This window comes from Vogesella alkaliphila (assembly GCF_014652475.1).
Lineage (GTDB): Bacteria > Pseudomonadota > Gammaproteobacteria > Burkholderiales > Chromobacteriaceae > Vogesella > Vogesella alkaliphila.
Genome location: NZ_BMYW01000002.1, coordinates 418,828 through 441,147 on the forward strand (window position 1 = coordinate 418,828; position 22,320 = coordinate 441,147).

Consider the following 22,320-nt stretch of genomic DNA (forward strand, 5'->3'; position numbering starts at 1 on the left):
GCAACAAATTCGCCATGCGCCGGTCGCATAGTGCCTGTTGCCTTCATTCCGTGGACCGCCATGCTGCCTCATCGCTCCCGCCCCGCCCGCACCCGCCGGGCGCGCGCGCTCCCTCCCCCGCTGTCGCACGCCACCCTGGGCGAGGCCGTCGGCCGCCACCCGCGCCAGCAGTTGCGCTGGCTCGGGCTGCTGGCGCTGCCGCTGCTGTTGCCGCTGACCGTGCCCGGCATGGCCACCAGCGTCGGCGCGCTGTGCCTGCTGCTGGCCGGCGGCCTGCTGCTGGCGCGACCGGTGGCACTGCCGGCATGGCTGGCGCAACGCCGCCTGCCGCCGGCGCTGGGCGAGCGCCTGCAAGGGCTGCTGGCCCGGCTCAACCAGCGCCTGCTGGCACGCAGCCGGCCGCGACTGTTGCGGCTCAGCTCGCCGCGCTACCGCCATCTCAATGGCGGCATGCTGGCGCTGGCCGGGCTGTCGATGATGGTGCCGGTGCCGGTGATCTCCTTCGACAACATGGTGCCCGCCGCCGCGGTAGCGCTGCTGGCGTGGGGACTGCGGCTGCGCGACGGCGCGCTGCTGCTGGCCGGCTACGTCGTCACCGTGCTGGCGTGGGCCTACGTCGCGCTGCTGTGGTGGGCCGGCGCCGAAATCCTGGCCTGGGGCTACCGCCTGCTGCAGGGCGACTGGCTGGGTTAAGCCGCCGCTTGCGCGTATCATCAAGGGCTTGAGCGGGCCGCGCCCGTCTGGCACAGGATTTCCCCGATGAACAGTCTCGTCCTCTACGGCAACCGTCTGTCCGGCCACAGCTACAAAATCAGGCTGGCGCTGGTGCTGGGCAAGGTCGCACACCAATACCGCAACGTTGCGCTGTCCACGCCGCGCGCCGCGCGCCCGGCCGAATTCCGCGCCGCCAGCCGCTGGGACGAGGTGCCGGCACTGGTGGTCGACGGCGTGGCGATGGTGCAGTCCAACGCCATCCTGCAATGGCTAGCAGAGAGCCAGGGCGTGCTCGCCGGCCAGCCCGGCGAGCGCCAGGCGCTGCGCGAATGGCTGAGCTGGGAGAGCAACCGCATCGGCCTGTCGCTGCCCAATCTGCGCTATGCGCGCCGCTTCGAGTCGCAGCCGGCGGCAGTCGAAGCCTGGCTGGAACAGCGCTGCCGTGCCGACCTCGACGTGCTGGACGCGCAACTGGCGACGCAGGACTACCTGCTCGCCGGCGGCCTGTCGGTTGCCGACCTGTCGGCCAGCGCCTACCTGTGGTGGGCCGCCGACGCCGGCATCGACCTGCAAGCTTGGCCGCAGGTCGGCGCTTGGCTGGCGCGCATCGCCGCCCAGCCCGGCTGGCAGCATCCGGATGCGCTGATGGCGCCGGAGAACTGACATGAGCGCGCCGCAGCGCATCTGGCTGGCCCGCGCCGCGCCGGCCAAACCGGCGCTCGGCGCCGCCTGCAACGGCTGCGGCGTGTGCTGCGCGGCCGCGCCCTGCCCGCTGTCGACCCTGCTGCTGCGCCACCGTGGCAGCGCCTGCCCGGCGCTGCACTGGCAGGCGGCGGCCGCGCGCTACCACTGCGGCCTGCTCGCCGCCCCCACCCACTACCTGCGCTGGCTGCCCGCCGTCGCCGTGCCGCTGTTCGCGCGACTGGCGCGACGCTATCTGGCGATCGGCGCCGGCTGCGACTCCGACACCAGCGCCGAACCGGAAACCACCCCATGACCGATCTGCTTGCGCCACTGGCCGCCATTGTCGGCGCCGCCAACTTGCTGACCGCACCGCACGACATCGCGCCCTTCATTACCGATTACCGCGGCCGCTACCACGGGGCGCCACTGGCGGTGGCGCTGCCGGCCAGCCGCGACGAGGTGGCGGCGCTGGTGCGCTTCTGCGCCGCCCACCGCATCGCCATCGTGCCGCAGGGCGGCAACACCTCCACCTGCGGCGCGGCGACGCCGGACGGCAGCGGCCGGCAGCTGCTGATCGCCTTTCGGCGCCTGAACCGCATCCGTGCCGTCGACGCGGCCAACCAGACCATCACCGTCGAGGCCGGCTGCACGCTGGCGGCGGTGCAGGCGGCGGCGGCCGATGCCGGGCTGCTGTTCCCGCTGTCGCTGGCGAGCGAGGGCAGCTGCCAGATCGGCGGCAACCTGTCCACCAACGCCGGCGGCCTCGCCGTGCTGCGCTTCGGCACCATGCGCGAGCTGACGCTGGGGCTGGAGGTGGTGCTGCCGGACGGCCAGCTGCTGGACGCGCTGACCGCGCTGCGCAAGGACACCAGCGGCCTGGACGTGAAGCAGCTGTTCATCGGCGCCGAGGGCCAGCTCGGGCTGATCACCGCCGCCACGCTGAAGCTGTTCCCGCAGCCCACCGCGCACGCCACCGCGCTGCTCGGCGTCGCCGGCGCCGACGAAGCCATCGCCACCCTCAACGCGCTGCAGGCGGCGTTCGGCGACCGGCTGACCAGCTTCGAGATGATGTCCGAGGTGTGCCAGCAGCTGGTCGACAAGTACCAGCCGGGCGCGCTGCCGTTCCGGGCGCCGTGGGCGCTGCTGGTCGAGCTGTCCGACAGCGGCGACAACACCAGCCTGCAGGAGCGGCTGCTGCAGTGGCTGGCCGCGCGCGGCCTCGGCGACGGCGTGCTGGCGCAGAACGACAGCGAACGCGCGCGGCTGTGGCAGCTGCGCGAACAGATGTCGGCGCTGCAAAAGCGCGACGGCCCCAGCATCAAGCACGACATCGGCGTGCCGACCTCGGCGATCCCGGCCTTTCTCGACGCCTGCGGCACGGCGCTGCAGGCCGCCTTCCCCGGCGTGCGCATCGTCGCCTTCGGCCACGCCGGCGACGGCAACCTGCACTACAACATCAGCCACACCCGCCCCGGCAATGCCGAGCTGTTTGCCGACGAGGACGCGGTCAACGCCATCGTCTACGAACAGGTCCACCGCCTGCGCGGCACGCTGGCGGCCGAGCACGGCGTCGGCCAGCTCAAGGGCCACTGGCTGCAGCGCTACAAGGACCCGGCGGCGCTGGCGGTGATGCGCGCGGTGAAACAGGCACTCGATCCGCAACACCTCATGAACCCGGGCAAGTGGCTGTAACGCACCAGTCCCCGCCCTGAACGATGCTGCCAACCTTGTCCCAAGGTTGGCAGCAAGCGCATCGGTCATGCATTTGTATTTCTATAAAAAACAATGGCATGGCAATACAAAACCACCATAATCCGGCAACAAAAGCCCTCAAGAACACGCGCGCCGCGCCGATAAGGGATCATCCCTTGCCACCCGCATCGTTCTGCGAGATCGCGCTTCGTGCAAATCAATACCAATACGCTGGCCATGCAGGCGCAGCGACAACTGGAAAAGTCGAGCAACAGCCTGACGCGGACCCTCGCGCGGCTGTCTTCCGGCTTGCGCATCAACAGCGCGATGGACGACGCCGCCGGCCAGGCCAGCGCCAGCCGCATGGATGCGAAAATCCGCGGCGAGCGCCAGGGCCTGCGCAACCTCACCGACAACGCCTCGATGCTGCAGGTCACCGAAGGCGCGCTGGCCAAGGTCAGCGACATGCTGCAGCGCATGCGCGAGCTGTCGGTGCAGGCCGCCAACGGCACGCTGAGCAGCCCCGACCGGCAGGCACTGCAGGCGGAAGCCAACCAGCTGTTGCAGGGCATAGACCAGATCGGGCGCGAGACCGAATTCAACGGCCAGCAGGTGTTTTCGCAATCCACCACCAGCCTCGGCGGCGATGCCGACAAGCGCGCGGTGATGGACGGCCTGCAGCTGGGCTGGCTGGAGGCCTCGGAGCGCCGCATCAAGCAGTTCTACGGCATCCAGGGCGACGGCGCCACCATGACGGTGAACCTGGATCCGGGCACCCCGGGCGGCACGCTGGCCTCGGTCAGCTACACCGGCACCGACGGCGGCGGCAGGATGCTGGGCGTGGCGCTCAATGTCGAGATGGCCGACTTCACCCCGGCCAACCTGCCCAACGGTGGCAGCGCCCCGTTCTACAACGACCGCGTGATCGCCCACGAGATGGTGCACGCGGTGATGGGGCGCAGCATGAACATCACCACGCTGCCCACCTGGTTCATGGAGGGCACCGCCGAATTCATCCATGGTGCCGACGAGCGGCTGGCCGGCGACGTGGCGGCGGCCGGCGGGGCCGCCAACCTGGTCAGCAGCAACGCGCTCGGCGCCTGGGCCAGCGACTCGGCGCACTATTCCGCCGCCTACGCCGCCACCCGCTACCTGCACCAGCAGGTGAAACAGGCCGGCGGCAGCGGCATCAAGGACGTGATGCAGGCGCTGAATGGCGGCGCCACCCTCGATGCCGCCATCAACAGCGCCACCAAGGGCAACCTGGCCACTAGCGCCGCCTTCATCGCCTCATGGAACACCAACGGCGCGGCCTTCATCGGCGGTATGGACCTGAGCAATGCCGACACCGGCGCGGTCGGCGGCGCCGATGCCGACGGCGGCACGATATTGACCGCAGAAACCGCGCTGGACGACAACAACGCCTCGCTGTCCGGCGCCAACGTGCTGCAGGGCTTCAAGCTGGACTTCCCCGACATTGCCGGCGCCACCGGGCAGAACTTCTTCACCGTACAGAGCGGCAGCAATGCCGGCGACACGCTGCAAGGCTCGGTCGGCGCGGTGAACGTGGCCTCGCTCGGGCTACAGGATCTCGATCTCGACAAGCTGGCCAAGTTCGCCATCTTCCACCTCGACCAGGCACTGGACTACGTCTCGCAGGAGCGGGCCAAGATCGGCGGCATGATGTCGCGGCTGGACAGTGCCAGCCAGAACCTGCAGAGCTCGACCGAGAACGCCAGCACCGCGCGCTCGCGCATCATGGACGCCGACTACGCGCAGGAAACCGCCAACCAGACGCGGCAAAGCGTGCTGCAGCAGGCCGGCACCGCGATGCTGGCGCAGGCCAACAGCCAGGGCCAGCACGTGCTGCGGCTGCTGCAGGTCTAAGCAGCGCCCTTGCAACCGTCCGTCCCCAAAACGATGCGGCCAACCTTGTCTCAAGGTTGGCCGCATTGTCGTATCCGGCGCCGCTGCCGGCAGGTCACGGCGAGCAGGCAAAAAAAATCCCCTGAGGGTTTCCACAGGGGCCAACACGAGGAAGAAACACCACACCGGCACGGGGCCGACGGATGCTTCGAGGGGCTAACACCACAAAAACCTTTCGGCTTGAGTGCAGCGCACAATTTAAGGCAATTGCTCTAATTTGTCCACTGCTTTATCAGGGGCTTAGCCGCGGACACGCCGTTTTCGCACCCCGCGAGACCGGCACCTCAATCGCGCACCGGACGCTTGGCCAGCATGCGCTGCACGCTGCGGCGGTGCATGTTCAGCGCGCGGGCGGTGGCCGAGACATTGCCGTCGTGTTCGGCCAGCACCCGTTGCAGGTGCTCCCAGCTGACGCGCTTCAGCGACATCGGTGCGGCGGGCAGTGCGCACTCCGGGTTCGCCGCCGGCGCGCCTAGCGCGGCGAGGATCTCGTCGGCGCCGGCCGGCTTGGCCAGGTAGTTGACCGCGCCCAGCTTCACCGCCTCCACCGCGGTGGCGATGCTGGCGTAGCCGGTCAGCACCAGCAGCCGCGCCTGCGGCGCCGCAGCCAGCAGTTGCGGCAGCAGGCGCAGGCCGCTGTCGCCGCCAAGATTGAGGTCGAGGATGATCGCCTGCGGCGCGCGGGCCACTTCCTGCAGCGCCGCCGCCACGTTGGCCGCATGGCGTACCGCATGGCCGCGGCGCTGCAGGCTGCGCGCCAGCATCGCGGCGAAGGCCGCGTCGTCCTCCACCAGCAGGATGTCCATCATGCGTCGCCCTCCAGCGGCAGCCGCAGCGTGGCGCACACGCCGCCGGCGGCATCGTTTTCCAGTCGCAATTCGCCGCCCAGGTGCGACAGCGTCACGTGCGACAGCATCACGCCGATGCCGAGGCCGGCCGGCTTGTCGCTGTCCAGCGGCGCCAGCCCGGCCCGCGCCAGCTGCGCGGCGCTGAGGCGGCCGCGACGGTTGCGGATGCGCAGTTGCAGCTGGCCGGCGACGATGGCGGCGTCCAGCTCCACCTCGCCGCCGCCGGCCTCCGCCGCGTTGTTGAGCAGGTTGAACAGCGCCGGCCAGAAGCGCGGGTCCGGCGCCATCGCCGGCCCGCCGTGCAGCAGGCCGTCGCGCTGCAGCCGCACCCCCGGCCGCGTCGCCTGCCAGCCCTGCAACTGCTGCGCCAGCGCGTCGCCTATCGGCTGCGGTGGCGGCCGGCTCTCGGCGCCGGCCTTCAGCTGCACCAGCGACTGGCGGCACAGCGCCAGCTGCTGCCGCATCAGCTGCAGGTCGGGCTGCAGATCGGCATCGGCGGCGTGGCTGGCGCACAGCTCGTCGCACAGCAGGGTCAGCGTGTTGAGCGGCGTCGACAGGCTGTGCGCGGTGCCGGCCGCCTGCACGCCCAGCGCCACCAGCTGCTCGTCGCGCAGCTGCGCCTCGCGCGCCTGCGCCAGCGCCGCCTCGCGCTGCGCCAGCTGCCGCGCCAGCGACGACACGAAGCCGGTCAGCAGCAGCACCGACACGGCAAAGGTCAGCCACATGCCGACCAGATGCAGGCGGAAGGCGTAGGCGGCATCGTCGCCGGCCAGCGGCCACGGCAGGTGCCAGCCAAACAGCAGCGCGTAGCTCGCCAGGCTCGACAGCGCCAGCAGCCACGCCTGGCGCGGCGGCAACAGCAGCGCCGCCAGCAGCACCGGCGGCAGGTACAGCGAGGCCAGCGGATTGGCGGCGCCGCCGCTGAAGGCCAGCACCTCGGAGAGCACCAGCACGTCGCCGAACAGGCCCAGCGCCAGCTGCCGCCGTGGCGGCAGCGGCCAGTGCCGCAGCGCGAAGTTGAGCAGCGCCAGCGTCGCCAGCGCCTGCGCCAGCAGCAGCCACGGCAGCCGCAGCGCCAGCACCGCGGCCAGCAGCAGGGTCAGCAGCGCCGCGCCCAGCATCAGCCAGCGCAAACGCCGCACCGCCTGCGCCACCGGCCCAAGGTTGGCCGCAAACAGCAGCGGGAAGGTGGAAGTCATCATGGCGGCTACTTTAGCATCGCCGTCGCCCGCCACGGCAGGCTGCGACGATTTGTCGCAGCGGCCGGCCGCGCCTTTTGCCGGGTCCCCGCTTGACAGGCGCAAAACAGGCGGCTAATATGCGCGGCTCTTGTCGGGGGGATTCCCGAGCGGTCAAAGGGATCAGACTGTAAATCTGACGGCTCAGCCTTCGAAGGTTCGAATCCTTCTCCCCCCACCACAAGACTCATCAAAGCCCTGCGCAACCGCGTCAGGGCTTTTTTGTTTGCGCGCCCGCACGTAAAGAAAAGGCCGCCCGCTGCTGCGGACGGCCGGTTCCAGTTCGCCTGGCGAAGACGCCTCCCCGCCACGCCCGACTATAGCCAAGGGCCGGCGGCGGCGGAATGCGGCATCTTGTCGCAGCCTGTCCCGCTGTAGTTAATCCAGATCCAGCCGATCCAGATCCAGCCGTCGCAGCACCGCATCGCAAAACGCCGCCGTACCCGCATCCCCGCCGAGGTCGGGCGTGGCGATGCTGTCGGCCAGCGTGCGCCGCACCGCCAGCTCCAGCGTTGCGGCCAACGTTGGCCGCGCCCACCAGTGGCGCAGCAGCAGCGCCAGCGACAGCAGCGCTGCCACCGGGTTGGCGATGCCGCGCCCGGCGATGTCCGGCGCCGAGCCGTGCACCGGCTCGGCGATCGCCGCCTCGGCGCCCAGGTTCAGCGATGCCGCCACGCCCAGCCCGCCGCCGAACGCCGCCGCCAGATCGGACAGGATGTCGCCGTAGAGATTGGGCGCCAGCAGCACGTCGAAACTTTGCGGCGCCTGCGCCAGCTTCAGCGCGGCGGTGTCGACCAGCAGCTCGTCCACCGCGATCTGCGGATAATCCGCCGCCACGTCGCGCGCCGCGTCGCGGAACAGGCCGTCGGTGAGCGGCATGATGTTGGCCTTGTGCACGATGGTCACGCGCCGGCGGCCGCCGTCCTGCGCCAGCCGGAACGCGGTCTCGGCGACGCGGCGCGAGGCGGCACGGGTGATGCGCTTGATGGCGGTGGCGGTTTCGCCGTCGGACTGCTCCTCGCCGACGTAGAGGTCTTCGGTGTTCTCGCGCACGATCAGCAGGTCGACGCCCTCGGCCGCGCCGCTGCCGGGCAGGCTCAGGGTTGGCCGCACATTGGCGTGGCAGCCCAGCTCGCGCCGCAGCTGCACGATGGGCGAGCGGTAGCCGGCCACCGGATACGCCGGCGAGCTGACTGCGCCGAACAGCACCGCGCCGCACTCACGCGCCGCCGCCAGCGTCGCCGCCGGCAGCGCCGTGCCCTGCTGCCGGAAGGTGTCCCAGCCGGCCTCGGCCTCGACGATCTGCAGATCCGGCAGCAGCCGGCGCAACACCCGTACCGCCTGCGGCACCACCTCGCGACCGATGCCGTCGCCGTTTATCACGCACAGTTTCATGCCCCGATCCCTCCCGCTTGTTGTTGCATGGCAACATATCGCGCCGCCGGCGGCAGGGCAAGCGACGCCGCCATCCGCGCCGGCCAGCCCGCCACGGCGGGCCATTCGAGAACGGCTATCATTCTATCCCCTGATATAAATCAAAAAAGCAATAAAGACAGAACCTTTACATCCAAGCAGTTATTTGGAAGTCGGGTTAGAATACGCGCTTGTTGAATTTGCCCGTTTGATAAAGACGACACTCATGGCTACTCTTTCCTCCGAAACCGTCCTGTCCGTCCATCACTGGAACGACACCCTGTTCAGCTTCACCTGCACCCGCGATCCGGGTCTGCGCTTCATCAACGGCCAGTTCGTGATGATCGGTCTGGAAGTGAACGGCAAACCGCTGATCCGTGCCTACTCGGTGGCCAGCGCCAACTGGGAAGAGCACCTTGAGTTCTATTCGATCAAGGTGCCGAACGGCCCGCTGACCTCGCGCCTGCAGAACATCCAGCCGGGCGACAAGGTGGTGATCTCCGGCAAGCCGACCGGCACCCTGGTGCAAGACAACCTGCTGCCGGACGCCAAGAACCTGTACCTGCTGTCCACCGGCACCGGCCTCGCCCCGTTCATGTCCATCATCAAGGATCCGGACGTGTACGACCGCTACGAGAAGATCGTGCTGATCCACGGCGTACGCTGGGTCAGCGAGCTGGGCTACCAGGACTACATCACCAAGGAACTGGCCGAGCACGAGTTCCTGGGCGAGATGATCCGCGAAAAGCTGATCTACTACCCGACCGTGACGCGCGAGCCGTTCCGCAACCAGGGCCGCCTGACCGACCTGATCCTCAACGGCAAGCTGGCCAGCGACATCGGCCTGCCGCAGCTGAACCCGCAGACCGACCGCGCGCTGCTGTGCGGCAGCCCGGCGATGCTGGAAGACACCTGCAAGATGCTGGACGGCCTCGGCTTCGTCGAGTCGCCACGCATGGGTGAGCCTGGCCACTACGCGATCGAACGCGCCTTCGTCGAAAAGTAATACCGGCCCTGCCGCTTGCGGCCAGCCCGTCACACACCCCGCCGCGTGCGGGGTGTTTTGCTGTTGGCGCCCGCCCGCGCGTGTTGGCGCGCCGGGCATGGCGTGTCGATTGTGGATAACTTGCAGCGCAGGCCAGTCACTGTGGATAAGCCGGCGCAGGCGGCCATACCGCCACGGCACGGTCCGAGGGGCGCAGCTAAACGGCGGCACGATGGGGAAGTTCTGACAGCGGCGGGGACGATGGTGGCGTGGCGCGACACGGGCGGCGCCGGCGCACGGCGAGGGCGCGCGGAAACGGCACGGCCCGCCGGACTCATCCGGCGGGGCGTAGAATACGCAAAAGCCAGTTATCGCGAGGATAACTGGCTTTCATGTTGGTCGGAGTACAAGGATTCGAACCTTGGACCTCCTGCTCCCAAAGCAGGCGCACTACCGGGCTGTGCTACACTCCGTCACTTCCGAAGAAGTGGAGCGGATTGTAGACGACACCCCCTACTCTGTCAAGGTGTTCCCCCCAAAAAATGCGGCGGCGCCGTTCCGCGCCGCGCGCGCTCAACAGGCAAGGCTCCGGCAGCAGGGTACCGGCAGCCAGTCTGCCAGGCCTGTAACAGACCGATGCTCACGCCCCCGGCTGCGGCCACAGCCGCTGCGCGAGGCCGGATTGCCGCGGCGGCGCGTTGAGCACGCCGGCCTCCAGCACCGCCGGGTTGCCGGCCAGCACGAACAGGTCGCGGGCGCGGGTAATCGCGGTGTACACCAGCGCGCGGGTCAGCACCGCGCTTGGCGCCGCCGGCAGCGCCAGCCACACGCTGGCGAACTCCGAGCCCTGCGACTTGTGCACCGTCATCGCGTACACGGTGTCGTGCTCCGGCAGCCGCGCCGGTGCCACCTCGCGCCAGCCGCCGTCGCTGGTGGGGAACACCACCCGCAAGCGCCCGCCACGCGCCACGGTGAGGCCTATGTCGCCGTTGAACAGGCCGATGCCGTAGTCGTTGCGCGTCACCATCACCGGGCGACCGGCATACCAGTCGCTGCCGGCGGCCTTGCGGCCAAGCTTTTCCAGCTCGGCCTCGAGCTGCGCGTTGATGGCCGCCACCGTGTGCCGCTCCGCCGCCAGCAGCATGAAGCGGTGGAAGGCGGCAAACAGCGGCGCCCAGTCGGTGTCGCCCTCATCCAGCTGCGCCAGCGCCTGCCAGTAGTCGGCGCGCTGTGCCAGCAGGCCGGCGGCGTCGGGCAGCGCCGGCTGCAGCCGGATGTCGGCCAGCTCGGGCTGCGCCAGCAGCGCGTGCACCTCGTCCAGCGCCGCGGCATTGACCGCGCGCGCCAGGCGGCCGATGCCGGAGTCGGCGCCGAAGCGGTGGCTTTTCTGCAGCACCACCACGCTGTCGGCGAGGATGGCGCTGTCGTCGATCACGCCGGGCAGGCTGACGCCGGCAGCAAGCAGGCTTTGCGCCGTGTCGCTGCGCCACGCCTGCCGGCTGCAGATGTCGCCCAGCACCGCGCCGGCCTCCACCGAGGCCAGCTGGTCGCGGTCGCCGAGCAGGATCAGCCGCGCGTGCGACGGCAGCGCCGCCACCGTCTGCGCCATCAGGCTGAGATCCACCATCGACGCCTCGTCCACCACCAGCACGTCCAGCGGCAGCGGGTTGGCCGCATGCTGACGCGGCCGCGCGGTGCCGGGGATCAGACCGATCAGGCGGTGCAGCGTCTGCGCCTTGTCCGGCAGCTGCGCGCGCACCCCGTCGGCCACCGGCAGCGCATCGCGCGCGGCGCGCACCGAGTCGGTCAGCCGCGCCGCCGCCTTGCCGGTCGGCGCCGCCATCGCCATCACCAGCGGCCGTGGCGACAACGCCGCCAGCGCCGCCAGCAGCCGCACCACGGTGGTGGTCTTGCCGGTGCCGGGGCCACCGGAGATCACCATGAAGCGGCGCTCGGTGGCCAGCCGCGCGGCCAACCTTTGCCAGTCGCCGGCAGCGGCCGGCCCGAACAGCGCGTCAAGCACCGGCTCGATATCGCCACCCAGCGGCTGCGGGTCGCGCGCCAGCAGCGTCAGCGCCGCCACCAGCTGCGTCTCGTCCTGCCAGTGCCGCGCGAGGTACAGCCGCCCGCCCTCGTCCAGCACCAGCGGCGTGTAGTCGCCGGCGCGACCAGCCAGCGGGCTGCGCCGCAGCCGCGCGTAGTCGTCGCCGGACAGGCCGGCCAGGCAGACGTGGCCGCCGGCCACCGCCGCCAGCAGCCGTTGCAGCAGGGGCTGCAGCGCCGGGCCGTGCTCGGGGTCCAGCCGCGCGAACAGGCGCGCAAGCTGGTCGGGAAGAAAGCTGTCGCTGACAGTGGCAGTCATGGGCAAACCTGGTAACGGACGTTAGAACCCGCTCACGATACCGCACGGCGCGCTCAGGCGCCCAGCTTGGCCTCCAGCGCCTCGCAGATGGTGCTCAGGATCTTGATGCGCGCGTAGTACTTGTTGTTGGCCGGCACCAGAGTCCACGGCACGGCGCTGGTGCTGGTGCGGTCGATCATGTCGCACACCGCCACCTTGTAGTCGTCCCACTTGTCGCGGTTGCGCCAGTCTTCCTCGGTGATCTTGAAGCGCTTGAAGCCGGTTTCCTCGCGCGACTTGAAGCGCGCCAGCTGCTCGTCGGCGCTGATCGCCAGCCAGAACTTGAGCACGATGGCGTTGTTGTCGCGCAGCTGGTGCTCGAAGTCGTTGATCTCGTAGTAGCCGCGCATCCAGTCGGCGGTGCTGGCGAAGCCCTCCACCCGCTCCACCAGCACGCGGCCGTACCAGCTGCGGTCGAAGATGGTGACCTTGCCCTTGCCCGGCACGTGACGCCAGAAGCGCCACAGCCACGGCTGCGCGCGTTCCTCCTCGGTCGGCGCAGCCACCGGCACGATGCGGTAACGCCGCGCGTCCAGCGCCTGGGTGATGCGGCGGATGGCGCCGCCCTTGCCGGCGGCGTCGTTGCCCTCGAAGACCAGCACCAGCGAGTGCTCGGCGAACTTCGGATGCCGCGTCAGCCCGTTCAGCCGCCCCTGCAGCACCTCCAGCTGCCGCTGGTAGTCGCCCTTGGACAGTTCCTGATCCAGCTGCAGCGACTCCAGCAGCAGCTTGTTGTCCGCCGGCGGCGTGATCGCGGCCACGTCGGAACGCGCCTGCCACGCATGATCCAGCGCCAGCCGCTGCTGCAGCGCCTGCAACAGCGCGCGGCCGACGGTCAGGCTGCGGTAGTTGGCATCCTCGCCGTCCACCACCAGCCACGGCGCGTAGGCGGTATTGGTCAGCCGCATCATGTGTTCGGCATTGTTCTTGATGCGGCCGTACTGGCCGTGGTGCTTCCAGTCGGCCTCGCTCACCCGCCACGCGGTGGCCGGGTCCTTCTCCAGCGTCTTCAGGCGCTTCTTCTGCTTGTCCTCGGTCAGGTGCAGCCAGAACTTCAGCACCAGCACGCCGTCGTTGGCCAGCATGCGCTCGAAGCGCAGGATGTCGAACAGCTGCCTGTCGAAGGCGTCACGGTTGGTCTTACCGTCGACGCGGTCGAACAGCGCATCGGAATAGTAGGAGCCGAAGAACATGCCGATGCGGCCCTTGGCCGGCAGCTCGCGCCAGTAGCGCCACATCCACGGCCGCTCGCGCGCGTCGTCGTTGGGCTTGTCGAAGGCCGCGGTGTGGATCAGGCGCGGGTCCAGCCACTCGTTGATCTGGCTCAGCGTCTCGCCGCGGCCGGCGCCGTCCATGCCGTGGATCAGCAGCAAGAGCGGGAATTCGCCGCGCTGCTTCAGCTCGTACTGCACGTCCAGCAGCGCCTCGCGCAGCGCGGCCTCCTCGGCCTTGTAGGTGTTCTTGTCGATGGCGTGGCCGATCTCGGCGGATTCAAACATGGGGCGATCCTTTGCAAGGTTGGCCGCAAGCGGCGCAGGTGGCGATGTTCGATGACATGATTGTATCGGCAATGTCAGCGGCACGGAGACGGCCATTGCAGCACGGATCGGTCGGCGCCATCGCGACCAGGATCAAGGCTTGTGCTCGTCATTTATGCGGAGTTAACGAGCCAACGTTGGCAGCAATGCGGTAGCCGCTTGCGGCCAACGTTTCAAACGTACACCCAAACATCAGGGATAATGCCAAATATAAAGATGCAATCACTTCAGATCAAAACCCTTTCGCAAGCCACTCAAAACAGCATCAACCCATTTAGTATATTTATCTCTATCAAAGTTACCTGCATTCAATTTTTTATACAAAACCCTAGCAACAATTTTCGAATCAATATTCAAACATGAATTTTCACCACCAACAAGCAAAGAAAGCTTTCCACTATCATACAAAACCGGCGTACCTAAAGTAGCGCCACTAGCAAAGAAAAATTGCAGTTCCAAATTGAAAAACGGATTATCAAAAATAATATTATTATCTCTCAAACTAACAACCGTTTTTGGCGGCAAAACAATTCCAGAATTAAACAAATGCGCATCCAAAAGCGAATAATTAAAATATTTATTACCAAACAAATCATCAATTTTTTGCCTCGAATAAAAAACACCTTCTTTTTTATCAACATCACCATTACGATAACTAACCTGCCGCGACCCTCTGAAATTTTCTTCATTGATATCCCAGTCCGGCAAAACATCAATCAAATGCCCAATTACCATATTCCTCATATAAAACTGCAAACAACTATCCAACCGACCCCTAACAGACTCATATCCTTCAGGAATAACAACCTTGCCATCCTTTAAGAAATTTTTTAAAACATCATCACATGACCTACTAACTTCATCTCTATTAAAAACCACAAACCTAGACTTGCCTTCTGAGTGTGATAGCACATCAACAACCTGACCAGAATCCAAAGTAAGATGAACATAGAAATTATCTATTTTTTGCTCATCCTTCAAACCGAAGCAAACATTCAAAAAAAACATAACAGACGCAGAAAACAAAACCACAAAGGAAAATGTAACATCTTTCGCACTCAAATTATTAATAACAATCAAATATAAAGCCAGAAAACAACCAATCAAAACAACAGCAATAGGCAAGTAAAACTGCCAAGGCAATACAAATATATTTTTCATAATTCACCTTTTAACTTGACATTCAAAATACTCACCAAACCTCGCCACCCAGATCACCACCTGTCGTGTCCCGGATGACCATATAACCATGCGCTCCCGAATACACTTGTGACTTACCCGAGCCATAGCACTACTCCACTGCCACAAACACCCCGTCCAGCGCATCCAGCAGCGCGTCCGACGGCGCATCGCGCCACACGCCGTAGCCCGCGCCGCTGATGCCGCGCAGGTACAGGTAGCGCACGCCACCCAGGTGCAGCTGCGGCGCGCGCTGGGCCAGGTAGCGGCGCAGCGCCACGCAGTAGATCAGGTATTGCAGGTAGTAGTGCTCGCGCGCCACCGACGCCGCCAGCGCCTCGTCGTCGTAGCAGGCAAAGCCGTCGCCGAGGTGGTTGGACTTGTAGTCCACCAGCCACAGCGCGTCGCCGTGGATGAAGGCGAGGTCGATGAAGCCTTTCAGGTAGCCCTGCACGCGGTCGAAGGTCAGCGTGGCCGCCGCCGCGCGCAGCGGCGCGGCGAGGCCCATGGCCGGGTCGGTGAGGATGCGCTTGAGCGCCGCGAGGCTCAGGCCGTCGGCCGGCAGCGTGAACTCCATCTCCACCAGCCGCCGCGTATTCGGCACGCCGGCCAGGCGCACGCCGGGCGCGATCTCGCAGTGGAGGGTGTCGTGCAGCATCGCCAGCGCCGCGTCCTGCCACAGCGCGTCGAAGCCGTGCCGGTGCAGCGCCTCCTGCACCACCTGCGGCCAACCTTCCGGCCGGCTGAAATCGGCGCGCTCGAACACGTCGTGCAGGCAGGTGCCGGCGCGGGCGCCGCGCGGGAAGCTGAAGCGGTCGGCGGCCAGCGCCGCGTCCGGCTCTTGCAGCGGGCCGTGATCGTGATCCGGCGCCTCGCTGCGCGGGCTGGCAGTGCCGTGCAGGTGCCGCGTCAGGCCGGTAAAGCTGCTGACCCGCCACGGCGTGTACAGCGAACGGTTGACGCCGGCCAGCCGCGGCACGAAGTCCGGCGCCGCCTCCGGCGGCAGCGCGTTGAGCGCGACGCTCACCTCGCGGCAGCGCACCGCGTGCGGCAGCCGCGCGGCCAGATCGGCCACGTCGTCCGCCAGCTGCGACGCCAGCAATTCGCCGGCTTCCAGCTGCGCCAGGTTGGCCGCGGCGCGGCCGTGCAGCAGCCAGGACAGCGCGGCGGTGTGCATCTTCTGTACATGCCCCCACACCACGTATTGGCGGTGCTCGGCGCGGGTCAGTGCCACGTACAGCAGGCGCAGCTTTTCCGCCAGGATCTCGCTGCGCGCCGCGTCGCGCGCGCCGGCGCTGACCAGATCGTCCGGCGCCAGCCACGACTCCTCGCCGTCGCGGTAGCGCCAGAAGGTGGTGTCGCGCCGCTCCAGCGCGCCGTCCCACAGGAAGGGGCAGAACACCAGCGGATACTGCAGCCCTTTCGCGGTGTGGATGGTGACGATCTTGACCAGCTCGGCGTCGCTTTCCAGCCGCAGCAGCGCCTCTTCCGCCGCCGGCGGGCTGGCCACCTGCGCCTCGAACCACGCCAGCAGCGGCGCGATGCCGGCCATGCTCTCGCTCTGCTGCTGGATCAGCTCGGCCAGGTGGCCGAGGTTGGTCAGCCGCCGCTCGCCGTCCGGCTGCGGCAGCAGCCGCAGCGCCACCGTCTGCCGCGCGAAGAACGCCCGCCACGCGGCCATGAAGCCGCGTTGCTGCCACGCCTTGTGATCGTCAAGGTTGGCCGCCAGCTGTGCCTCCCACGCCGTTTCGTCGTCCAGCAACGCCAGCAGCCGCGCGGCGTCAAGGCCGAACAGCTCGGTGGCGCACAGCGCCTTCAGCCGCCCTTCCGACGCCGGCTCCGCCCACGCGCGCAGCAGCGCCAGCAGCTCGCCCGCCTCGCGGCTGGCGAACACGCTTTCCTGCGTCAGCGCCACCGAGGGTACGCCGCGCGCCGCCAGCGCCTCGCGCACCGCGTCGCCCTGGCGGTGGGTGGCCACCAGCACCGCGATGTCGCCGCCGGCCAGCGGCCGCACACTGTCGCCCTTGCGCAGCCGCGCCTGATCGGCCCGCGCCAGCGCCAGCAGGCGCGCGATCTCGTGCGCGCAGGCGTCGGCGGCGTAGGGCGTGGCCTCGGTCTTCGACACGCCCTTGGCGCTGTCGCTGGCCGGGAAGGTCAGCAGGTTGAAGGCGGCGTCGCCGTCGTCCAGCTCCAGCACGCTGCCGCCGGCCGGCGCCGCATCCACCGGCGGGTAGTCGATGCCGTCCAGCAAAAAGGGCTGCGGCCGGTCGAACAGCGCATTCACCGCCGCCACCAGCGGCGCTTGCGAGCGGCGGTTGGTCAGCAGCGTGTACTGGCGCTCGGCGGGCGCGTCGTTGCGCGCGGCGAGGTAGGCGAAGATGTCGGCACCGCGAAAGCTGTAGATCGCCTGCTTCGGATCGCCGACCATGAACACCGGCCGCCGCTGCTGCACGAAGGCGTGGCGGAAGATGCGGTACTGCAGCGGATCGGTATCCTGAAATTCGTCGATCAGCGCCACCGAGAAATCCGCGGCGATGCGTGCGGCCAACCTTGGCCCGTGCTCGGCATCCTCCAGCGCGGCGGCCAGATCGGTGAGCAGGTCGTCGAAACCGCGGCTGCGCGTGGCGCGACGCTGCGCCACCGCGTGGCGGTTGATCCAGGCGATCAGCTGCAGCTTCAGCCCGGCCAGCTGCTGCCCCAGCGCGGCGCTGTACTGCGCCCACGCCGCCAGCCACGTTTCAATCAGGCCGAACAGCGCATGCTCGGGCGGGGTGGCGCCCTTGTTGCAACCCTTGGCCAGCGCCGCCGGCGTCAGCCGCTGCAGGTCTTTTTCCTGTGCCGACGACAGCTGCGGCAGGCTGGCATCCGCCGCCAGATGCTGCAGCAGTTTCAGGTAGCGCAGACGCTGTTCCGGCTTGTAGCTGGTGCGGTTCAGCCCTTCGGCCGCCAGCAGGCAGGCGCCGCCCTCCTCGATGGTGGCAGCAGCAGCCTGCAGCGGCTGCCACGCCGCCGCCACCGCCGCACGCGCGGCCAGCAGCGCGCTGCTGTCGATGTCGGGGTGGCGCAGATAGGGCTTGGACAGGAAGGGGCGGATCTCGGCCAGCCAACCTTCCGGCGTGTCGCCGTTCTCGGCCAGCACCTGCGCAAGCGACGGCAGCGCCACGATGTGCTGGCGCCAGAAGTCGTCGGCCAGCTGCTGCAGGTCGGCCAGGTTGTCGCTGGCCAGCTCGGCGGCGAAGGTCTGGCCGCTGTCGAAGGCGGCGTCGGTCAGCACCCGCTGGCAGAAACCGTGGATGGTGTAGATCGCCGCCGCGTCGAAACCGTTGATGGCGGTGCGCAGCCGCTCGCGCGCCATCGCGCCGTCCTGCGCCGCCAGCCGCGCCGCCAGCGCGGCGAGGAAGTCGTCCCCGGCCGCCTCGCCGTCCATCACCCGCGCGAGCTCGGTCAGCCGCCGGCGCAGGCGGTCGCGCAGCTCGGCGGTGGCGGCCTTGGTGTAGGTCACCACCAAGAGCTTGTCCAGCGTCGGCGGCGGGTTGCCGTCGGCGTCGTGCTCCAGCAGCAGGCGGGTATACAGCGCGGCGATGGTCCAGGTCTTGCCGGTACCGGCCGAGGCTTCGATCAGGTTGGTGCCGGCGAGCGGGCAGTTCAGGGGGTCGAGGGGGTGCATGTCTGTTATCTACCGGTTGGGTATCCGCTGCGCGGGTGTTCTCTGGCTGCCGTCTGGTGTGCCGACTGCGCACGGTTTGGTTTTGTATCCGCTGCGCGGATGATTTTATCTGCCGCTTGCCGCGCGGCGGCGGGAAAGGGGGATACCGCCTCCCCCTTTTCAATCCCCGCTCTCCCGACGGCGCAAGCATTCCCGTGAAAACTGCCTCCACCCCGGCGCCGCCCATACGCTGCGCTCAAAAGAGGGCGGCTGGTTTCCGGGATGGCGCCATTTTTCACGGCTTGCACCAACGGGATCGGGCGCGTCGGCATGGTATTAGCTGACGGTAATGCATCCCCCTCACTCCTCCCCCGCCTTCAACGCACTCACCATCGGCTTCAGCAGCGTTTCCGCCAGTTGCGCGAACAGCGGGTCGGACAGCGGTTCCTGGTGGCGGAACACCAGCTGGTTGGCGGCGTCGTCGCGCTGCGCGGCGGTGTGTTCGCCGACAAAGTCCGGATTCCACTCCGCCATCGCCTTTTTCATTTCCTCTCCCGGCTTGGCGCGGGCGTAGGCCAGCGAGGTGCGGGCGAAGAAGGGCAGCGGCTGAGCTTGGCCCTGACGGTAGCGCAGCAGCCAGGAGTGCAGCAGGCCGCAAGCGTCCAGCGCCACGCCGTCGCCGTCGTCCGGGCCGAAGCTGTGCACGCCGTCTTCGGCGAACAGCTGCGATTGCGGCGCGATGCCGGGCACGGCGGCGGCGAGGCGTACCAGGTGTTCCAGCCACAGCGCGATGAGGTCGCCGGCGTAGGCCTTGCGCGGCACCACGCGCAGCAGGCCCTCGGGACGCAGGCCGGACAGCTCGCCGCTGAGCAGGATGTCGCCCAGCTGCAGCCGCACCGGCTGCGGCGGCAGGGTGTCGTCCAGCAGCGTGGCCGGCAGGCGCGCGGCGAAGCGGGCGCTGGCGGCACGCTCTAGCGCCAGCCACGACTCGCCCAGCGCGGCGTCGGGCAGCAGGCCGCGGCCCTGCAGTCGCGCTTCGGCGTGGCGCAGCGGCTGGCGCGCCAGCAGGGTGTGCACCAGGGTGTCGCGGATGTCGGCGCGGCTGTCGCGGTCGATGGCGAACGGCTCGCGCGTGGGCAGTTCGTCGGCGATGCGTTCCAGCTTCAGGCCGAGGCGGTCGGCCAGCCAGGCGCGCACCGGGTTGCGCCAGAAGCGCAGCAGGTCGGCCAGCCGCACCGAGCTCACCTCCGGCACGGCAAGGTTGGCCGCAAACGGCTGCGGCACGGCCGGCGGCGCCGCCAGTGCCTGCTGCCACACCGGCTCGAAGCTGTCGGCGGCGCGGTAGTAGCGGCGCGAGAACGGCTGCAGCGGATGGCGGGTGGTGATGGCGTCGCCAATGTCGCCGCCGCTCATCGCGGCCAGCGTGTCCAGCAGCTCGGCCACCAGCGGCGACGGCGGCAGCGGCTCGTCGCTGCGCACGCTGCGGCCGACCCAGCTCAGGTACAGCGTGTCGCGGGCGGAGAGGATGGCCTCCAGGAACAGGTAGCGGTCGTCGAAGCGGCGCGAGCGGTCGCCCTTTTGCGGATGGCGTGCCACCAGGTCGAAGCTGACCGGGCGTTCGTCGCGCGGGTAGGCGCCGTCGTTCATGCCGATCAGGCACAGCACGCGGAACGGGATGGAGCGCATCGGCACCATCGCGCAGAAGGTCAGCCCGCCGGTGAGGAAGCCGCCGCTGCTGGCCACCTGCAGCTGGCGCAGCACCGCGTCGCGTACCACCGCCAGCGGCACGCTGCCGTCAAAAGCGGCCAGCGCGGCATCGGCGGCCAGCTCGTCGGCGATGCCGTGCAGCACCTGCAGCGCGGCCTCGCCGTCCTCCTCCACCTGGAACAGGCTGGCGGCGGCGCTGCGCAGGCGCTCCGCCCAGTCGGCGACACTGGCCGGCTGCGCCCACCGCTCGGCCTGCGCGCACAGGGTGTCGAACAGCGCGCCCAGCCGCGCCAGGCGCTCGGCGGCCTGGCCCTGCGCCGCGCCGTCGGGCAGCAGGCCGCCGAACAGCGGCTCGCCGTCGCCGGCGAGGCTGGCCGGCAGCAGCGTGCCCAGCAGCAGGCGGTCCAGCCCCCAGCGCCAGCTGTGCGTGGCCTCGGCCGGCAGCCCCAGCGCCGCCTTGTGCGCCGCGTCGCGGCCCCAGCGGATGCCGGCGCCGCGCACCCAGCCACGCAGCAGGGTGACGTCCTCGTCGGCGAGGCCGAAGCGCGCCAGCAGCTCGCGGCAGTCGAGCAGCGCCAGCACCTCGTCGGCGGCAAAGCGCGAGTCGGCCAGCTCAAGCACCGCGCCGAAGGTGGCCAACAGCGGCACTTCGCGCGTCAGGCGACGGTCGGCGATGCTGTAGGGGATGGACGGCGCGTCGCTGCGGTAGCCGAACACCGCATCGATATAGGGCGCGTAGGCGTTGATGTCCGGCGTCAGCACCGCGATGTCGGCCGGGGTCAGCGTCGGGTCGGCCACCAGCATCGCCAGCAGCCGGTCCTTCAGCACTTCCAGCTCGCGCATCGGGCTGTGGGTGATGTGGCAGACGATGGAGCGGTCGTCCGCCGCCGGCGGCTGCACGTTGTCCGCAGGCGGGCTGAGCTGCAGGATGTCGCGCTGCAGCCGCGCCAGCAGGCTGTCGCCGGCCGGGGGCAGGAACATCGACTCGGCGTCCGGCACGCCGGCGGCGATGTCGTCGAAGAAGTCGCGCCCCTGCTGCCCCAGCGAGGCCAGCAGCGGGTGGCCGCCGTCGGCGCTTTCGCCACGGGCGAACAGCTTGAGCTGGCCACGGGCGTCGACGATGTCGCCCCAGTAGGCCTCGCACGGGTTGAGCAGGAACACGTTGACCTCGGTCAGCTCAGCCATGCGCAGCAACAGCGCGAGGTACATCGGCGCCAGCGTGGCGATGCCGAACACCGACACCCGCTCCGGCAGGTGCTCCGGCCGCAGGCGGGCAAAGAAGTCGTCGAGCATGGTGACGCGGTGGCGGCCGGGCAATTCGGCGGCCAGCTGTTGCCACAGCGCCGCCTGCCACGCCTCGTCCTCGCCCAGATCCAGGCGCTGGCCGGCCTCCCACGCGCGTATCCACGCCGGGCGGAACACCAGGTACTGGTCGTAGATGTCGGCGATCTTGCCGGCCAGCTCGAAACAGGCCAGTGGCCCGCCCTGCAGATAGCGCACCAGCGGCGTGTACGGCTCGCCGGAGAGCGTCGGCAGCACCTCCATCAGCCGCCAGGTCAGCACCTCGGGGGCGAACGCGGACTTGGCCGGCAGCTCCGGCAGCACCGTCTTCATCAGCCGCCAGCCGAAGCCGGCCGGCAGCACGAATTCCATGTTGGCCGCCAGGCCACGCTCGCGCGCCAGCTGCAGCGTCAGCCAGCGCCCCATGCCGCGGCTTTGCACCATCACCACCTCCGGCGCGAACGGATCGGCCAGCGGGCTGTCAGTCAGGTGGCGGTAGAGGATGCCGAGGGCTTCGAGGCGGTTGGACTGGTACAGGTTCAGGGACATGGCGAGGTGATGGCGGAGTCATCAGGGTGCCCAGTTTAGCACCCCCGCCGCCGGGCAAAGCCGCTACCATTACCCGCTTTGAATCAGCAACGCGTCACAGGAAGATCAAGCATGGACTATCTCGTACTCAAACACGCCCACGCCGGGCTGGCCTATCTGTCGGTGACGCTGTTCGCCGCACGCGCCGCGCTGTCTTTCGTGCGGCCAGGCTTGCTTCAGGGCAAGGCGCTGCGCATCGCGCCGCATGTGATCGACACCCTGCTGCTTGCCGCCGGGGTGACGCTGGCGGTGTGGGCCGGCTTCTCGCCGCACAATCAGCCATGGCTGGCGGCCAAGCTCGTGGCGCTGCTGGCCTATATCGCGCTGGGCAGCCTCGCCCTGAAAAAGCTGCACGGCTCGCCGTGGCGCGCGCTGGTGCTGGCGCTGGCGCTCGCGATGCCGCTGTACATGATCGCGGTGGCGAAGACCAAGCTGGCGTGGCCGTTCTGAGCGCGAAAAAAAACCGGCCCTGATCGGGGG

General features: G+C 68.5%; 15 protein-coding genes and 2 tRNA genes. 8 read left to right on the forward strand and 9 right to left on the reverse strand.

Annotated features, from left to right (window positions below; translation table 11 throughout):
* Positions 1-60 precede the first annotated feature (60 nt).
* The 5 genes from IE100_RS05225 (at position 61) to IE100_RS05245 (ending at position 4,977) form a co-directional block, all read left to right on the forward strand.
* Positions 61-693, forward strand: a complete 633-nt coding sequence (locus IE100_RS05225; protein WP_189373045.1) for an exopolysaccharide biosynthesis protein — start codon at positions 61-63, stop codon at positions 691-693.
* A gap of 66 nt (positions 694-759) precedes the next feature.
* Complete coding sequence (locus tag IE100_RS05230) at positions 760-1,377, forward strand: glutathione S-transferase family protein (protein ID WP_189373046.1); 618 nt, start codon at positions 760-762, stop codon at positions 1,375-1,377.
* Between the two features lies 1 nt (position 1,378).
* The gene (locus IE100_RS05235; protein ID WP_189373047.1) at positions 1,379-1,711 is read left to right on the forward strand and encodes a hypothetical protein; all 333 of its coding nucleotides are present in this window, start codon (positions 1,379-1,381) and stop codon (positions 1,709-1,711) included.
* On the forward strand, positions 1,708-3,090 hold the full coding sequence (locus IE100_RS05240) for an FAD-binding oxidoreductase (protein WP_189373048.1): 1,383 nt from the start codon (positions 1,708-1,710) through the stop codon (positions 3,088-3,090). The genes IE100_RS05235 and IE100_RS05240 overlap by 4 nt, the downstream gene beginning before the upstream one ends.
* 210 nt (positions 3,091-3,300) lie before the next feature.
* Positions 3,301-4,977, forward strand: a complete 1,677-nt coding sequence (locus tag IE100_RS05245; RefSeq protein WP_229800233.1) for a flagellinolysin — start codon at positions 3,301-3,303, stop codon at positions 4,975-4,977.
* A 323-nt stretch (positions 4,978-5,300) separates the two neighbouring features.
* Here the strand turns inward: IE100_RS05245 and IE100_RS05250 are convergent, their stop codons facing one another.
* A complete protein-coding gene (locus IE100_RS05250; protein WP_189373049.1) occupies positions 5,301-5,825 on the reverse strand; it encodes a response regulator transcription factor in 525 nt (174 codons plus the stop codon).
* Complete coding sequence (locus tag IE100_RS05255; RefSeq protein ID WP_189373050.1) at positions 5,822-7,066, reverse strand: sensor histidine kinase; 1,245 nt, start codon at positions 7,064-7,066, stop codon at positions 5,822-5,824. Before IE100_RS05255 ends, IE100_RS05250 begins: the two co-directional genes overlap by 4 nt.
* 132 nt (positions 7,067-7,198) lie before the next feature.
* Between IE100_RS05255 and IE100_RS05260 the strand changes: the two genes are divergently transcribed.
* A tRNA-Tyr gene (locus IE100_RS05260) sits at positions 7,199-7,283 on the forward strand.
* A gap of 197 nt (positions 7,284-7,480) precedes the next feature.
* On the opposite strand, the gene IE100_RS05265 is transcribed toward IE100_RS05260, so the two are convergent.
* Positions 7,481-8,497, reverse strand: coding sequence for an isocitrate/isopropylmalate dehydrogenase family protein (locus IE100_RS05265; protein WP_189373051.1), 1,017 nt, complete (start codon positions 8,495-8,497; stop codon positions 7,481-7,483).
* Between the two features lie 244 nt (positions 8,498-8,741).
* On the opposite strand from IE100_RS05265, the gene IE100_RS05270 reads away from it, so the two are divergent.
* Positions 8,742-9,521, forward strand: coding sequence for a ferredoxin--NADP reductase (locus IE100_RS05270; RefSeq protein ID WP_189373052.1), 780 nt, complete (start codon positions 8,742-8,744; stop codon positions 9,519-9,521).
* 375 nt (positions 9,522-9,896) lie between these two features.
* Here the strand turns inward: IE100_RS05270 and IE100_RS05275 are convergent.
* From IE100_RS05275 to recC, 6 genes are all read right to left on the reverse strand, one after another.
* Positions 9,897-9,973 (reverse strand) — tRNA-Pro (locus tag IE100_RS05275).
* A gap of 167 nt (positions 9,974-10,140) precedes the next feature.
* The gene (gene recD, locus IE100_RS05280; protein WP_189373053.1) at positions 10,141-11,862 is read right to left on the reverse strand and encodes an exodeoxyribonuclease V subunit alpha; all 1,722 of its coding nucleotides are present in this window, start codon (positions 11,860-11,862) and stop codon (positions 10,141-10,143) included.
* A 53-nt stretch (positions 11,863-11,915) separates the two neighbouring features.
* Positions 11,916-13,400, reverse strand: a complete 1,485-nt coding sequence (gene pap / locus IE100_RS05285) for a polyphosphate:AMP phosphotransferase (protein WP_189373054.1) — start codon at positions 13,398-13,400, stop codon at positions 11,916-11,918.
* A gap of 261 nt (positions 13,401-13,661) precedes the next feature.
* A complete protein-coding gene (locus IE100_RS05290) occupies positions 13,662-14,600 on the reverse strand; it encodes a hypothetical protein (protein ID WP_189373055.1) in 939 nt (312 codons plus the stop codon).
* A gap of 130 nt (positions 14,601-14,730) precedes the next feature.
* Positions 14,731-18,285: an exodeoxyribonuclease V subunit beta gene (gene recB / locus IE100_RS05295; RefSeq protein ID WP_189373056.1), complete on the reverse strand. Its 3,555-nt coding sequence runs from the start codon at positions 18,283-18,285 to the stop codon at positions 14,731-14,733.
* A 339-nt stretch (positions 18,286-18,624) separates the two neighbouring features.
* A complete protein-coding gene (gene recC / locus IE100_RS05300; protein ID WP_189373057.1) occupies positions 18,625-21,801 on the reverse strand; it encodes an exodeoxyribonuclease V subunit gamma in 3,177 nt (1,058 codons plus the stop codon).
* Positions 21,802-21,912: 111 nt separating this feature from the next.
* Here recC and IE100_RS05305 point away from each other — a divergent pair, with 111 nt between their 5' ends.
* Positions 21,913-22,290, forward strand: coding sequence for a SirB2 family protein (locus IE100_RS05305; RefSeq protein WP_189373058.1), 378 nt, complete (start codon positions 21,913-21,915; stop codon positions 22,288-22,290).
* Positions 22,291-22,320 lie beyond the last annotated feature (30 nt).

Coding starts and splice junctions, on each gene's coding strand:
- IE100_RS05225 (WP_189373045.1), top strand. CDS start 61: ATGCTGCCTCATCGCTCCCGCCCCGCCCGCACCCGCCGGGCGCGCGCG.
- IE100_RS05230 (WP_189373046.1), top strand. CDS start 760: ATGAACAGTCTCGTCCTCTACGGCAACCGTCTGTCCGGCCACAGCTAC.
- IE100_RS05235 (WP_189373047.1), top strand. CDS start 1,379: ATGAGCGCGCCGCAGCGCATCTGGCTGGCCCGCGCCGCGCCGGCCAAA.
- IE100_RS05240 (WP_189373048.1), top strand. CDS start 1,708: ATGACCGATCTGCTTGCGCCACTGGCCGCCATTGTCGGCGCCGCCAAC.
- IE100_RS05250 (WP_189373049.1), bottom strand. CDS start 5,825: ATGATGGACATCCTGCTGGTGGAGGACGACGCGGCCTTCGCCGCGATG.
- IE100_RS05255 (WP_189373050.1), bottom strand. CDS start 7,066: ATGATGACTTCCACCTTCCCGCTGCTGTTTGCGGCCAACCTTGGGCCG.
- IE100_RS05265 (WP_189373051.1), bottom strand. CDS start 8,497: ATGAAACTGTGCGTGATAAACGGCGACGGCATCGGTCGCGAGGTGGTG.
- IE100_RS05270 (WP_189373052.1), top strand. CDS start 8,742: ATGGCTACTCTTTCCTCCGAAACCGTCCTGTCCGTCCATCACTGGAAC.
- recD (WP_189373053.1), bottom strand. CDS start 11,862: ATGACTGCCACTGTCAGCGACAGCTTTCTTCCCGACCAGCTTGCGCGC.
- pap (WP_189373054.1), bottom strand. CDS start 13,400: ATGTTTGAATCCGCCGAGATCGGCCACGCCATCGACAAGAACACCTAC.
- IE100_RS05290 (WP_189373055.1), bottom strand. CDS start 14,600: ATGAAAAATATATTTGTATTGCCTTGGCAGTTTTACTTGCCTATTGCT.
- recB (WP_189373056.1), bottom strand. CDS start 18,285: ATGCACCCCCTCGACCCCCTGAACTGCCCGCTCGCCGGCACCAACCTG.
- recC (WP_189373057.1), bottom strand. CDS start 21,801: ATGTCCCTGAACCTGTACCAGTCCAACCGCCTCGAAGCCCTCGGCATC.
- IE100_RS05305 (WP_189373058.1), top strand. CDS start 21,913: ATGGACTATCTCGTACTCAAACACGCCCACGCCGGGCTGGCCTATCTG.